The sequence below is a fragment of the Nocardioides sp. SYSU D00038 genome, from assembly GCF_016924665.1.
GTDB lineage: Bacteria > Actinomycetota > Actinomycetes > Propionibacteriales > Nocardioidaceae > Nocardioides.
Map to the genome: position 1 here is coordinate 1 of NZ_JAFFJT010000016.1, position 14,494 is coordinate 14,494.

A 14,494-nucleotide genomic window follows, 5' to 3' on the forward strand; every position below is an offset into this window, starting at 1 on the left:
GCGACGAGCCCCAGCGAGGAGCGCCCGTCGAGATCCCGGCACCCGAACGCCCCCGGTGCCCCGCGCTGGTTGAGGTGCGAGCGAAGCGAGCCTCGAAACCCCAGACGGCCGAACGCCCTCCGGTGGGAACGGGAGGGCTCCCGGCTCACCGGGTCTCGAGGCTCAGGCCTAGCGGCCTTCGCACCTCGACCAGCGGTGTGCGCTGGTTGAGGTGCGAGCGGAGCGAGCCTCGAAACCCCAGACGGCCGAGCGCCCTCCGGTGGGAACGGAGGGCTCTCGGCTCACCGGGTCTCGACGACGCTCGCTGGCGCTCGCTGCTCGACCAGCGGTGCGCGCCCGACCCACCCGCCGGGGTGCCGCGCCGCCGGCACGGAGGCGGCGGAGCGACGGCGTCGTTCGGCACGTAGACGGCGGCGTGGCGCCGCAGCGAACGCCAGGGCACCGCAGGGCAGAGTCCGGCGACACGGCAACGAGTGCCGAACGACGCCCGGCGCGCAGCAGCCGCAGTGCCCCACACCGCGCGGCACCCCGCACCCCCCACCACCACAGTCAGCACCCCATCGAGCCCCGTCCGCGGAGTCACCACCGACGGCGGGCGTTCGCCCACCGGGTCAGTACGACTTCGGCAACCCCAGGGAGTGCATGGCGACGAAGTTGAGGATCATCTCGCGGGAGACGGGCGCGATCCGGCCGGCGCGGGAGGCGACGAGGAGGCCGGCGACGCCGTACTCCTGGGTGATCCCGTTGCCGCCGTGGGTCTGCACGGCGCGGTCGGCGGCGTCGCAGGCGGCCTCGGCGGCGGCGTACTTCGCCATGTTGGCGGCCGCGCCGGCCCCCAGGTCGTCGCCCGCGTCGTAGAGGGCGGCGGCCTTCTGGGTCATCAGCCGGGCCATCTCGATCTCGATGTGGCTCTGGGCGAGCGGGTGGGCGATGGCCTGGTGGGCGCCGATGGCGTCCTTGAAGACCGTGCGCTCCTTGGCGTACGACGTCGCCTTGCCCAGCGCGTAGCGCGCGAGGCCGGTGGAGAACGACGCCGCCATGATCCGCTCGGGGTTGAGTCCGGCGAACAGCTGCACCAGGCCGCCGTCCTCGTCGCCGACGATCGCGTCGGCGGGCAGCCGGACGTCGTCGATGAAGACCTGGAACTGCAGCTCGGGGCTGACGATCTCCATCGGGATCGGGCGGTACTCGAAGCCGGGCGCGTCGGTCGGCACCACGAACAGCACCGGCTTGACCTTGCCGGTGCGAGCGTCCTCGGCGCGCGCGACGACGAGCACGTTGTCGGCCTCGTCGACGCCGGAGATGTAGATCTTCCGGCCGTTGAGCACCCACTCGTCGCCGTCGCGGCGGGCGGTGGTGGTGATGTTGTGGGTGTTGGTGCCAGCGTCGGGCTCGGTGATCGCGAACGCCATCGTGCCGGTGCCGTCGCAGATGCCGGGCAGCCAGCGCTGCTTCTGCTCCGGGGTGCCGTAGCGGCTGATGATGGTGCCGCAGATCGCGGGGCTCACCACCATGAGCAGCAGCGGGCATCCCTCGGCCGCGAGCTCCTCGCAGACCGCGGCGATGTCGCCGATGCCGCCGCCACCGCCGCCGTACTCCTCGGGGATGTTGATGCCGAGGTAGCCGTTGCGGCCGATCTCGAGCCACAGCTCGGTGGTCTTCTCGCCCGCGCGCGCCTTCTCGGCGAACCACTCGCGGCCGTACTTGCCCGCCAGCCGGGCCACGGCCTTGCGCAGCTCCTGCCGCTCCTCGGACTCCGTGAACGTGCCGCTCATGACTCTGCTCCTTCGACCACTGCGAGAACCTCACCGGACGCGACCTGCGCACCGGGCTGGACGTTGACCACCGCGACCGTGCCCCGGGCGGGCGCGCTCACGGTGTGCTGCATCTTCATCGCCTCGAGCACCAGCACCGGCTGGCCGGCCTCGACCTGCTGGCCGGCCTCGACGGCGACGCTGACGACGGTGCCGGGCATCGGCGCCAGCAGCGAGCCGCTGGCCACCGCGTCCGCCGGGTCCACGAACCGGGGAGCGACGTCGAGGCGTCTATGGCCTCCGGGCCAGTCGACGTCGACGGCCGGGCCCACCACCGCGACGTCGTAGGTCGTGCGCACGCCCTCGCGCTCGAGGACGACCCGGTCGGGGCCGGCCGCGACGACGGTGAACCCGTCGGCGCGGTAGCCGTCGCGGCCGCCCCACCACTCGACGACCGTCTCGGTGTCGTCGCCGTGGAACGTCGTGCGCTGGGGCGCGGAGGCGACGTTGCGCCAGGCGACCGGGGCGCCGTGCTGCACGGTGCGGGCGACCCGGCCGCGCTCGGCCAAGGCCAGCGCGGCGGCCACCGGCGCTCCCGGGTCGTCGGCCGGGGCCGGCGGCGCGAAGTCGTCGAGGAAGGCGGTGCTGACCCGGCCGGCGACGAATCCGGGGTCCTCGAGGATCGCCACCAGGTGGTCGCGGTTGGTGCGCACCCCGTGGATGCGGGCCCGCCGCAGCGCGGTGACCAGCCGGCGCGCGGCCTCGCCGCGGTTGCGGCCGGAGCCGATCACCTTGGCCAGCATGGCGTCGTAGTGGGTGGTGACCTCGTTGCCGGCGGCGAACCCGGTGTCGACGCGCACCCCCTCGCCGACCGGGATCTCGAACGCCGTGAGCACGCCGCTCTGGGGCTGGTAGTCGCGAGCGGGGTCCTCGGCGTAGAGCCGCACCTCGATCGCGTGCCCGTCGGGCCGCTCGGGGTAGCGCACCTCGGAGGTCTCGCCCTCGGCGGCGCGCAGCTGCAGCTCGACCAGGTCGGTGTGGAAGACCAGCTCGGTGACCGGGTGCTCGACCTGGAGCCGGGTGTTCATCTCCAGGAAGAAGAACTCGTCGCGCTCCTCGTCGAGCAGGAACTCCACGGTGCCCGCGCCGACGTAGCCCACCGTCTCGGCGGCGGTCTCGGCGGCCCGGTGGAGCCGGTGTCGCGTCGTTCGGGACAGCCCCGGCGCCGGGGCCTCCTCGACCACCTTCTGGTGGCGGCGCTGCAGCGAGCAGTCGCGCTCGCCGATCACCGCGATCCGGCCCTCGGCGTCGCCCCAGACCTGTACCTCCACGTGGCGACCGCGCTCGACGTAGCGCTCGACGAAGACGGTGCCGTCGCCGAACGCCGACGCCGCCTCGGCCTCCGCGCGCTCGACCTCGCCGGGCAGGGCGGCCAGGTCGCGGACGATCCGCATCCCGCGCCCGCCGCCGCCGGCGGAGGCCTTGACGATGAGCGGGAGGTCGGCCTCGGTGGCGTCCTCGGGGTGGATGCTGCCGAGGACCGGCACCTCGGCGGCCGTCATCAGCCGCTTGGCCTCGACCTTGGAGCCCATCTTCTCGATGGTGCGCGGGTCGGGGCCGACCCAGGTGAGCCCGGCCTCGACGACCGAGCGCGCGAAGTCGGCGTTCTCGGAGAGGAAGCCGTAACCGGGGTGGATCGCGTCGGCGCCGGCCTGGCGGGCGGCGTCGAGCAGCAGGTCGCCGCGCAGGTAGGTGTCAGCCGGCGCGACGCCCGGCAGCCGGACGACGAGGTCGGCCTCGGCGACGTAGGGCAGGTCGGCGTCGGCGTCGGAGTGGACGGCCACGGTCTCGATGCCGAGGTCGCGGCAGGTGCGGAACACCCGCGACGCGATCTCGGCGCGGTTGGCCACGAGGAGCCGCTTGATCATGACGGGCACCTTTCTGCGGGACGGGCTCCGGACGGGCGCCGCGGCACCGGCGGTGGGGGAAGTTGCGCTAGCAACTGTCTCGAGACCCCCGCCGGCCGAACGCCCTCCGGCGCTGGTTGAGGTGCGAGCGGAGCGAGCCTCGAAACCCCCGCCGGCCGAACGCCCTCCGGTGGGAACGGCAGGGCTCCTGCCTCACCGGGTTTCGAGACAGGACTTCGTCCTTCCTCAACCACCGGTGGTTGAGGAAGTTGCGCTAGCAACTGTCTCGAAACCCCCGCCGGCCGAACGCCCTCCGGTCCCCACCGGAGGGCTCTCCCCTCACCGGGTTTCGAGACGGGACTTCGTCCCTCCTCAACCACCGGTGGGTGGCGTTTCGTCCGACCCGACTCCAGCAGCGGAGATCGCGGGCTCACGGGCGGAACACCCCGAACCGGTCGGTGCCGGCGAAGGGCTTGTTCTCGATCACCGACAGGCAGATGCCGAGGATGGTGCGGGTGTCGCGGGGGTCGATGACGCCGTCGTCGTAGAGCATCCCGGAGAGGAAGAACGGGAGCGACTGCTCCTCGACCGACTGCTCGACGAACGCGCGCATCCCGGCGTCCGCCTCCTCGTCGTACTCCTGGCCACGGCCCTCGGCGGCCGCCCGGGCCACGATCGAGAGCACGCCGGCGAGCTGGGCCGGGCCCATCACCGCCGACTTGGCCGAGGGCCAGGTGAACAGGAAGCGGGGGTCGTAGGCGCGCCCGTTCATCCCGTAGTTGCCGGCGCCGTAGGAGGCGCCCATGATCACCGTCAGGTGGGGCACGGTGGAGTTGCTGATCGCGTTGATCATCATCGAGCCGTGCTTGATGATGCCGCCCTGCTCGTACTCCTTGCCCACCATGTAGCCGGTGGTGTTGTGGAGGAACAGCAGCGGCGTGTCGGTCTGGTTGGCGAGCTGGACGAACTGGGTCGCCTTCTGCGCCTCCTCGCTGAACAGCACCCCCTGCGCGTTGGCGAGGACGCCGACCGGTCGGCCGTGGATCCGGGCCCAGCCGGTGACCAGCGAGGTGCCGTAGAGCGGCTTGAACTCGTCGAAGACCTGCCCGTTGCCGGCCGAGACGCCGTCGACGAGGTGGGCGATCACCTCGCGGGGGTCGAACGGCTCCTTGAGGTCGGCCGGCACCAGGTCGAGCAGCGCGTCGGGGTCGGCGTCCGGCTCGGCCCAGCCGGCGGGCTCCGGTACGGCCTTGCGCCAGTTGAGCCGGGCGACGATGCGGCGCCCGATCCGGATCGCGTCGCGCTCGTCCTCGGCGAGGTAGTCGGCGAGCCCGGAGGTGCGGGCGTGCATCTCGGCGCCGCCCAGCGACTCGTCGTCGGACTCCTCGCCGGTGGCCATCTTCACCAGCGGCGGACCGCCGAGGAACACCTTGGCCTGCTCCTTGACCATGACCGTGTAGTCGCTCATGCCCGGCACGTAGGCGCCGCCGGCGGTGGAGTTGCCGAACACCAGCGCCACCGTCGGCAGCTTGGCGGCGCTCGACCGGGTGAGGTCGCGGAACAGCCGGCCGCCGGGGATGAAGATCTCCTTCTGGGTGGGCAGGTCGGCCCCGCCGGACTCGACGAGGGAGATCGTCGGCAACCCGTTCTCCTCGGCGATCTGCGCGGCGCGGAACAGCTTCTTGACCGTCCACGGGTTGCTGGCGCCGCCCTTCACCGACGGGTCGTTGGCGGTGATCATGCACTCGACGCCCTCGACGACGCCGATCCCGGTGACCACGCTGGCACCGACGGTGAAGTCGGAGCCCCAGCCGGCCAACGGCGACAGCTCGAGGAACGCCGAGCCCTCGTCGACCAGCAGCTCGATGCGCTCGCGCGGCATCAGCCGGCCGCGCTCGTGGTGGCGGGCGACGTACTTCTCGCCCCCGCCGGCCACCGCCTTGGCGTGCTCGGCCTCGAGCTCGGCCAGCTTGGCCAGCATGGCTTCGCGGTTGGCGCCGGTCGTCGACGCTGTCGTGGACGCCGCGGTCACTGCTCCACCACCTGCTTCATCCGCTCGAGGGTGGTGCGCATGCCGCGCTCGTTGGTGCGGCCGCGCAACCGGCCGAGCAGCAGCCAGTAGAGGCGGATCGGCAGCGACGGCTCGAGCCGGAAGTACTCGGTGACCCGGGTGCCGCCGTTCTCCGGCTGCAGCCGGTAGCCCCAGTTGTTGACCGCCACCGAGTCGGTGCCGACCGAGAACTCGAAGAGCTCGTTCTCGACGCACCTGGTGACCCTGCACGGCGACCAGTACGTCGGGCCGACGCCGTTGCGCTTCACGTGCCCGGCGAACGTCGCACCCACCTCCGGGCCGGTCGAGCCGCGGGTCCACCGCCCCTCGAAGGTCTCCGGGGAGAACTCGCCGATCCGGGTGACGTCGCTCACCAGCGCCCACACCTGCTCCGGCGAGGCCTTCATGTGCAGCGAGACCTCCCCGCCCAGCGGCCTCATGCGGCGTATCCCAGCAGCTTGGCGGCCAGGTCGTTGAGCACCTCGCTGGCGCCGCCCCCGATCGGGAGGAGCCGCGCGTCGCGGTAGTGGCGCTCGACCTCGGTGCCGTGCATGTAGCCGGTGCCACCGTGCAGCTGCACCGCCTGGTCGCAGACGTACGTCGCGGTGTCGCACGCCGTCTGCTTCGCCAGGCAGGCCTCGGCGATCACGCTCTCGCCGGCGGCGTGGCGCCGGGCCACCTCGCGGGTGTAGGTGCGGGCGACCTCGACCTGGCGTCGCATCTCGACCAGCTTGTGGCGCACGACCTGGTTGGCCGCCAGCGGCCTGCCGAAGGTCTGCCGGTCGCGGCAGTAGGCGGCGGCCAGGGTCAGTGCCCGGGCGGCGATGCCGTAGCCGTGCACCGCGAGCGCCAGCCGCTCGACCACGAACTGCTCGGCGATCTGGTAGAAGCCGGCGTTCTCCTCGCCGACGAGGTTGGCCACCGGCACCCGCACGTCGACGTAGGACAGCTCGGCGGTGTCGGAGCAGTGCCAGCCCATCTTGCGCAGCGACCGGCCGATGGTGAAGCCGGGCGTGCCCCGCTCGACCACCAGCAGGCTGACGCCGGCGTGCCCGGGCTCGCCGGTGCGCACCGCCGTCGTGACGAAGTCGGCGCGGACCCCGCTGGTGATGAAGGTCTTGGCGCCGTTGACGACGTAGTGGTCGCCCTCACGGACGGCGGTGGTGCGGAGGCCGGCGACGTCGGAGCCGCCACCCGGCTCGGTGACCGCGAGCGACCCGATCCTCTCGCCGGCCAGCGTGGGCCGCACGAACCGGTCGACCAGGTCGGCGTCGCCGCTCGCCGCGATGTGGGGCAGGGCGATGCCGCAGGTGAAGAGCCCCGCCATCAGCCCGCTGGAGGCGCCGGCCTCGAACATGCCCTCCTGCAGGTCGACGGTGTCGAGGACGTCGCCGCCGCTCCCGCCGACCTCCTCGGCGAAGCCCACGCCGAGCAGTCCCTGCTTGGCCGCGGCGACGTGGAGCTCGCGCGGGATCGTGCCGGCGTCCTCCCACGCCTGGAGGTGGGGGGCCACCTCGCGGCGCACGAACTCGGCGCCGAGCGCTCGGATGTCTTCCATCTAGAGCAGTCCTTCCTGGATGTGCACGACCCGCGACCGGACCCACTCGCCGAGGCCCTTGGCCTGCGGGTCGAAGCGGGTCGAGGCGGCCACGCCGGCGCCCAGCAGTCCGCGGATGATGACGTTGACGCCGCCCAGGTTGGGCAGCGGGTAGACCTCCACCTCGAGGTCGCGCGCCTCGGGCACCAGCTCGCGCACCTTGCGCGGGCTGATCAGCTTGGTCAGCCAGGTGACCCGCGCGTCGTGCTTGGCGGCGTCGGTGCCGTCGTGGGCGACCCAGAGCCCGAGGTTGGCGTCGCCGCCCTTGTCGCCCGAGCGGGCGTGCACGAAGGTGCCGAGCGGCATCCTGCGGTTGAGCGAGTCCGCCGGGGCGGGGTACGGCGAGGGCCGCAGCCCGGCCCGGTCGTCGACGGTGGACCACTCGGTCGGCTCGGGCACCACCTCGCGCCGTCCGTCGGCGTGCACGACCGTGTGGGTGACCGCCGACCGGTCGACGTACGCCGGCCGGTACACGCCGTAGGGCGTCGGCTGCGCGGGCGGGCCGGTCATCGTGAACCCGGGGTACGACGCCAGCGCCAGCTCGACGGCGGCGGCGGTGAACTCGCGGCCCACCGGACCGGGCTCGGGGTCCATCACCGTGCAGCGCAGCAGCACCGAGGCGCCCTCCTCGCTGTCGGCGTCGGCGGTGGGCGTCGGCAGCTGCGACCAGGTGACCGAGGCGGCGGTGAGCCGGGGGGCGAGCTGCTCGCGCACCCAGTCGGCCTTGGCCTCGACCTCGAGCCCGGTGAGCACCAGCTCGACGCTGTTGCGCCAGCCGCCGAGCTCGTTGACGCAGACCTTGAGCCGCTCCGGCGGCGCCTGGCCGGTGACGCCCGAGACCGCGACCCGGTCGGGGCCGGCCTGCTCCAGCCGCACCGACCTGAGGTCGGTGGTGACGTCGGGGTTGAGGTAGTGGGGGCCCTGGATCTCGTAGACCAGCTGCGCGGTCACGGTGTCGACGGTGACCGCGCCGCCGGTGCCGCGGTGCTTGGTGATCACGCTCGACCCGTCGGCGGCGAGCTCGGCGAGCGGGAAGCCCAGCGGCAGCGAGGGGTCGACGCCGGACCGGAACAGCTCGCGGAAGCCGGAGAAGTTGCCGCCCGTCGCCTGGGTGCCGCACTCGAGCACGTGCCCGGCCACGACCGCGCCGGCCAGCTCGTCGTACGACGTGGGCGTCCAGCCGTGGTGGGCGATGCCGGCCCCCACGACCAGGGAGGCGTCGGTGACCCGGCCGGTCACCACCACGTCGGCTCCCTCGCGCAGGGCCGCGGCGATGCCGAAGCCGCCGAGGTAGGCGTTGGCGGTCAGCGCGGCGTCGCCCAGCCCGAGCTCGGCCCCCTGGGGGCGGACGTCGTCGCCCTCGACGTGCGCGATCCGCACGTCGAGCCCGAGCCCGACGGAGACCTCGCGCAGCCTGTCGGCGAGACCGGCGGGGTTGAGGCCGCCGGCGTTGCTGACGATCCGCACGCCGCGCTCCAGCGCGAGGCCCAGGCAGTCCTCGGCCTGGCGCACGAACGTGCGGGCGTAGCCGAGCGCGGGGTCCTTCATCGCGTCCTTGCCGAGGATCAGCATCGTCAGCTCGGCCAGGTAGTCGCCGGTGAGCACGTCGAGCGGCCCGCCCTCGAGCATCTCGCGCATCGCGGACAGGCGGTCGCCGTAGAAGCCGGAGCAGTTGCCGACGCGCAGGGGCTCGCTCACCGCTTCGCCCGCCCTGGTCCGGGCGGGCCGGCGAAGGCCTGCGCGATCGTCAGCCAGTGCTCGGCGTCGGCGCCGGTGGCGACGAGGTCGGTGTCGTCGCGGTGGACCCGCTGCGTGACCAGGCGGCAGAAGTCGTACGCCGAGCCGGCGACCCGCTGGCCGGCGTCGTCCGGACCCCACGTCCAGGTCTCGCCGGACGGCGCGACCAGCTCGACGCGCACCTCGGCGGCGGGCGGCTCCTCGCCGTGCACGGAGTAGGCGAAGCCGCGGGTGCGCACGCCGAGGTGGGCGACGTGGCGGATCCGGTCGGTGGGCTCGGGCACGGTGCCGAGGGCCTCGTGGACGTCGAGCGCGTGGGCCCAGGTCTCCATGAAGCGGGCGGTCGCCATCGACGCGGCCGCCATCGGCGGACCGAACCACGGCATCCTCGCCCCGAGCGGCAGCTCGCGCAGCGCGGTGCGCAACGCCTCCCGGGCCGCACCCCAGCGCGCCAGCAGCGCCTCGGGGGCCAGGACGGCGACCTCGTGGGCGCCGGCGTCGACGAATCCCTCGGGGTCGTGGAGCGCCTGCGTGACCACGGCGTCCCACGCCTCCTTGCCCTCGGGCGTCACCGCGGCGGCGGCCAGCACGGCCACCTCGTCGGTCCAGAGCAGGTGGGCGACCTGGGTGGCGACCGTCCAGCCGGCGGCCGGGGTGGGTGTGGCCCAGCCGTCGGCGTCGAGCCCCTGGACGGTGGCCCAGAGCTGGTCGCCCTCGGCCGCCAGGTCGGCGAGCAGGTCGTCGAGCAGGGTCATGCGGACTCCTGGGGTGCGTCGCGGAGGGCGGCGTCGAGGGTGGCCGACCACTGGTCGAGGATCCGGGCGCGACGGCGGGCGTCGTCGGTGATGGTGGCCGCCAGGCCGAGGCCGCGCACCAGGTCGAGGGTGGCCTGCACGAGCTCGCGGACACCGGGTCTCGACTCGTCGGCGCCGAGCAGCTCGACGGTGAGCCGGTGCACCTCGCGGCCGACCCGCTGCTCCAGCGGCGCGACCGCGGCGAGCAGCGCCTGGTCCGTGCGGGCCGCGACCCACAGCTCGAGCGCGGCGGTGAAGACCGGGGAGGAGAAGTGGTCGCCCAGCACCTCGAGCACGGCGCGGGTGCGTCGCGGGCCGGTGGGCAGGTCGACGGCGGCCGCCTCGAGCTCGGAGCCGCGCACCCGGGTGAGGTGCTCGACCGCCGCCACGACCAGGGCGTTCTTGCTCGGGAAGTGGTGCAGCTGCGCGCCCCGGCTGACGCCGGCCCGCTCACTGACCAGCGTGGTCGTCGTACCCCCGAAGCCGCGCTCGACCAGCAGCTCGACGGTGGCGTCGAGCAGCCGGGCCCGCATCGCCCGGGTGCGCTCCTCCTGCGGCACGCGCGTCGCCGGGCCGGTGGTCACGGGCCCACCCTGCCCGACCCCTCAACAAACAGTCAAGCCTGACTGTTTCCCCGCCGAGTCGTCGTTACCCGGCACGAGTAACGACGGCTCGGCGGCATGGGGGTCAGCGGAGGCGCGAGACGAGGGGCAGCCGCGGGCGGGACAGCACGCCGACGAGCGCGGCGGTGAGCAGCGGCAGCACGACCACCACGCCCAGCACCATCAGCCACGGCACGTCGAGGAAGTGACCGCCGCCGGGGGCGTACTGACCGGTCAGCGGGTAGGTCACCGCGATGCCCGGCACGAAGCCGACCAGCGCCCCGAGCAGCGCGCCGAGACCCCCCACCACCAGCGCGTACGACGCCGCGACCGCCCGCCGGGTGCGCGGTGAGGCACCGACCGCCGAGAGCGTGGCCAGGTCGGGCCGGGCGTCGGAGAGCGCGAGGAAGGTGGCGGTGAGGGTGCCGCCGAGCATCAGCACCGCGCCGAGCCCGGCGAGCACCAGCTGGATCACCAGGGTCTCGTCGTCGCCCTGGTAGCCGCGCTCGACGTAGAACGACGCGGCGTCGGAGACCGCGGCCACCTGCTCGCCGATCTCCTGCTCCTCGGCCTCCGAGAGGTCACCCTCGACCACCACACCGACCTTGCCGACGGCCACGCCGGCGCGGTCGGCGGCGCCGGGTGACAGCACGGCCAGCGGGCCGGCACCGCGGTGGGCGGCCGGCAGCAGCAGCGCCTCGAGCTCGGTCTCGTCGCGCGCCGTCTCGTTGCCCATCTCGTCCATCGTGACGGTCCGCACCACCACCGGCTCGGTGCCGGTCGCGCCGTCGGTGAAGGCCACCACGCCGCCGGCGGCGAGCACCTCGCCCGCCCGAGCACGGTCGGTCGCCGCGACCCCGGGCAGGGCCGGCGGCACGGCCCGGCCCACCAGCACCGAGGCGCCGAGCGACGAGCCGTACTCGTCGCGGAGCGAGACGCCGTCGGTGTCGGCGACCTCGACGTACGACCACGGGCCGGCGTCCCACGACTCGGGGACGCCGCGCACGGGGGTGGTCGTGACGTCGGGGTCGACCCGCTCGACGGCGCCGACCAGGGCGTCCCAGTCGGGGTCGGCGGCGTAGACCGTCAGCAGCCCGGCACCGGCGGCGAGGCTCGGCCTGTAGGTCTCGCGGTTCTCGGCCTCGTCGCTGGTGATCGAGATGCCGAGTGCCACCACGCCGGTGACGGTGGCGGCCACCGCGGCGACCGCCGGCACCGTGCGGGTGCGGTGGCGCGCGGCGTCGCGCAGGGCGTAGCGCAGCGGGAGCGGGACCGAGCGGCCGAGCCGCCCCACCAGGGCCAGCACGACCGGCACCAGCAGCACCATGCCGAGCACGGTCGGCACCGCGGAGGCGGCGATCAGCATCTCCCCGCCCGAGCCGCGGGTCGCGCCCAGCACCGATCCGAGCACCCCGACACCGAGCAGCGCCGCACCCACCACCGGCGAGCGCAGCGAGGGCCGGGCGTCGGCGCGACGCCCGGCGAGCACCGCGACGACGTCCTGGCGCGAGGCCAGCACCGCCGGCACGACCGCGGCGAGGAAGGCGCTCAGCAGGCCGAACCCCGCCACCCCCGCCAGCTGGAGCCACGGCACCTCGAACGGGCCGAAGCGCGAGGAGTCGAGCCGCTGCACCAGCGGCACCGCGAGCGCCGCGAGTCCGACCCCGAGCAGCACGCCGAGCGCCGCAGCCACCGAGCCGAGCACCACCGCCGAGGCCAGCACCGCCCGGCGGGCCTGCTGGGGGGTGCCGCCCGAGGCGACCAGCAGCGCGAGGCTGCGCTGCATCCGGCGGGCTCCGACCGCGAACGCCGGGCCGGCCAGCAGCACCAGCTCGAGCAGCACCATCACGACCACCAGCGCCAGCACGGCCGTGGTCGCGGAGTCGAGCCCGCTGCCGCCGAGCGCGCCGTCGGGCAGCAGGTCGTCGGACGGCGGGTCGGTGATCACCGCGCGCGAGGCGACCGTGGCGCCGATGCCGTTGAGGGCGCGCACCGTCGTCCAGTCGACCGCCGCGTCGGCCACCAGCCAGCTCGCGACCGACGGCTCCTCCTCCGGCGTGACGAGGCTGCCGGGCGGCCCGGCCGCGACGGGGTACGACGTCGAGGCCGCCGACTCCGCGATGCCCACCACCACCGGCTCCACCGCCGGAGCGGCGGCGTCGGGGGCGCCGGCGGCGTCGGCGGCGTCGTCGTCGAGGTCGAGCACCTCGCCGACGGCGTACCCCTTGTCGGCGAGCGCCCGGTTGACCACGACCTCGTGGGCGGCGTCCGGCCAGGCCCCCGAGGTGAGCGTGAGCAGCCCGGAGGTGGCGTCGTCGGCGAGGTCGGTCTCGAGGACGCCCACGTTGGCGCGGCCGCCGGTCGCGGTGGTCACGAACGTCTCGGCCTCGCGGATCGGCACCAGCCGGGCGCCGTCCGGCAGCAGCGCGGCCACCTCGTCGGCGGTGGCCAGCCCCCGCCCCTGCTCGCTCGCCCAGCCCGAGGAGCCGTGGTCGGGGTCGAAGCCGTGCTCGACGTCGACCGCGTCGCGCTCGGCCGTCACCCGGGCCTCGGCCGCGCCCATCCGGCGCTCGAGCGACTCCACGCCGGTGACCTGCTGGGTGTGGATCACGACGTCGGCGGCGGTGATCGCCAGCACCGGCAGGCCGATCATCACCAGCATCAGCGCGCTGCGACCGCGGGCCCGCAGCGCCTCGCGGCGGGCGAGCCGCAGGGCGACCCGCCAGCCGCGCAGCCAGCCGGCCATCAGGCGCCGGTCTCGACGAGCGACTCGACGGGGTCGCTGGTGGTCTCGTCGACCACCACCCCGTCGCGCAGGAACACCACCCGGTCGGCCCAGGCGGCGTGCCGGGCCTCGTGGGTGACCAGCACGCCCGCCGCGCCGGCGTCGCAGCGTCCGCGCAGCAGCCGCAGCACGTCCTCGCCGGTCTCGGTGTCGAGCGCACCCGTGGGCTCGTCGGCCAGCACCAGCCGCCGGTCGCCCACGACCGCGCGCGCGATCGCCACCCGCTGCTGCTGGCCGCCGGACATGTGGTCGGGGAACCTGTCGGCGAGGTCGGCGATCCCGACCTCCTCCAGCGCGGTGCGTGCCGCCGCACGGGCCGCCGAGGTGCGGACGCCGTCGAGCTCGAGCGGCAGCGCGACGTTCTCGGCAGCGGTGAGGGCGGGGATCAGGTTGAAGTCCTGGAAGACGTAGCCGATCGACGTACGCCGCATCCGGGCCCGGCCGGCCGGGCCGAGGCCGGCCAGGTCGGTGCCCTCGACCCGCACCACGCCGGCGGTGGGGGCGTCGAGCCCGCCGGCGAGCGTGAGGAGGGTGGACTTGCCGGACCCGGACGGCCCCATCACCGCGACCAGCTCGCCCGCGGTGACCCGCAGCGAGACGGTGCGCAGCGCCTGCACGAGGGTCGCGCCCTCGCCGTGCTGGCGGCTGACGGCGTCGAGCTCGAGGACGGGCGCGCTCATCGGGTGGTCTCCTGCTTCTCGTCGGTGCGGCTCGGCTCGGGGGCGGGCGCCTCGGCGGCGGCCCGGCGTACCCGCGCCTCGCAGTGGTCGAGCCAGCGCACCTCGGCCTCGGCGGCGAAGACCAGCGACTCGAGCACCAGCGACCACGCGAGGTCGAGCGGCTCCTGCCGCTTGAGCCGGGTGTAGTCCTGCAGCGCCCGGATGGTGGCCGAGCGCTGCTGCTGGATCACCGTGCCGACGTCGACGCCCGGCACGGTCACGGCCAACGCGAGCTTGATCGCGAGCTCGTCGCGCGGCGGCTGGGTGCGGGCCACGGGGGTGGTGAACCAGGTCGCGACCTCGTCGCGGCCGGCGTCGGTCACCCGGTAGACGACGTGCCCCTGCTCGTCGGAGCCCGCGCCCTCCACCAGGCCGTCGCGCTCCAGCCGGGTCAGGGTCGTGTAGACCTGCCCGACGTTCAGCGGCCAGGTCGAGCCGGTGCGCTGCTCGAACTCGCTGCGCAGCTGGTAGCCGTACTTGGGTCCCTGCTCGAGCAGGGCGAGCAGGGCGAAGCGGACCGACACGGGGACCTCCTGGGGGTGGATACCC

11 protein-coding genes are annotated in these 14,494 nt (G+C 74.4%); all 11 read right to left on the bottom strand.

The annotated features are described in order from the left end of the window. Positions 1-611 precede the first annotated feature (611 nt). The 11 genes from JT721_RS08680 to JT721_RS08730 all read right to left on the bottom strand — a co-directional run bounded on the left by JT721_RS08680 (position 612) and on the right by JT721_RS08730 (position 14,469). On the bottom strand, positions 612-1,775 hold the full coding sequence (locus JT721_RS08680; RefSeq protein WP_205472620.1) for an acyl-CoA dehydrogenase family protein: 1,164 nt from the start codon (positions 1,773-1,775) through the stop codon (positions 612-614). Further along, the gene (locus JT721_RS08685; protein WP_205472621.1) at positions 1,772-3,682 is read right to left on the bottom strand and encodes a biotin carboxylase N-terminal domain-containing protein; all 1,911 of its coding nucleotides are present in this window, start codon (positions 3,680-3,682) and stop codon (positions 1,772-1,774) included. Before JT721_RS08685 ends, JT721_RS08680 begins: the two co-directional genes overlap by 4 nt. A gap of 409 nt (positions 3,683-4,091) precedes the next feature. Continuing rightward, on the bottom strand, positions 4,092-5,642 hold the full coding sequence (locus tag JT721_RS08690) for an acyl-CoA carboxylase subunit beta (protein WP_205473087.1): 1,551 nt from the start codon (positions 5,640-5,642) through the stop codon (positions 4,092-4,094). A 47-nt stretch (positions 5,643-5,689) separates the two neighbouring features. After that, positions 5,690-6,151 (bottom strand): SRPBCC family protein, encoded by a 462-nt coding sequence (locus JT721_RS08695; protein WP_205472622.1) that lies wholly within the window; start codon positions 6,149-6,151, stop codon positions 5,690-5,692. Further along, a complete protein-coding gene (locus tag JT721_RS08700; RefSeq protein ID WP_205472623.1) occupies positions 6,148-7,269 on the bottom strand; it encodes an acyl-CoA dehydrogenase family protein in 1,122 nt (373 codons plus the stop codon). Before JT721_RS08700 ends, JT721_RS08695 begins: the two co-directional genes overlap by 4 nt. Continuing rightward, on the bottom strand, positions 7,270-8,946 hold the full coding sequence (locus JT721_RS08705; RefSeq protein ID WP_240340432.1) for an acyclic terpene utilization AtuA family protein: 1,677 nt from the start codon (positions 8,944-8,946) through the stop codon (positions 7,270-7,272). Between the two features lie 56 nt (positions 8,947-9,002). After that, entirely contained in the window at positions 9,003-9,800 is a 798-nt protein-coding gene (locus tag JT721_RS08710) for a TIGR03084 family metal-binding protein (protein WP_205472625.1), read from the bottom strand. Further along, complete coding sequence (locus tag JT721_RS08715; RefSeq protein ID WP_307827959.1) at positions 9,797-10,423, bottom strand: TetR/AcrR family transcriptional regulator; 627 nt, start codon at positions 10,421-10,423, stop codon at positions 9,797-9,799. The genes JT721_RS08710 and JT721_RS08715 overlap by 4 nt, the downstream gene beginning before the upstream one ends. Positions 10,424-10,526: 103 nt before the next feature. Further along, positions 10,527-13,187, bottom strand: coding sequence for an FtsX-like permease family protein (locus JT721_RS08720; RefSeq protein WP_205472626.1), 2,661 nt, complete (start codon positions 13,185-13,187; stop codon positions 10,527-10,529). Continuing rightward, the gene (locus tag JT721_RS08725) at positions 13,187-13,906 is read right to left on the bottom strand and encodes an ABC transporter ATP-binding protein (RefSeq protein WP_205472627.1); all 720 of its coding nucleotides are present in this window, start codon (positions 13,904-13,906) and stop codon (positions 13,187-13,189) included. Before JT721_RS08725 ends, JT721_RS08720 begins: the two co-directional genes overlap by 1 nt. Then, the gene (locus tag JT721_RS08730; protein ID WP_205472629.1) at positions 13,903-14,469 is read right to left on the bottom strand and encodes a PadR family transcriptional regulator; all 567 of its coding nucleotides are present in this window, start codon (positions 14,467-14,469) and stop codon (positions 13,903-13,905) included. Before JT721_RS08730 ends, JT721_RS08725 begins: the two co-directional genes overlap by 4 nt. Between the last annotated feature and the right edge of the window lie 25 nt (positions 14,470-14,494).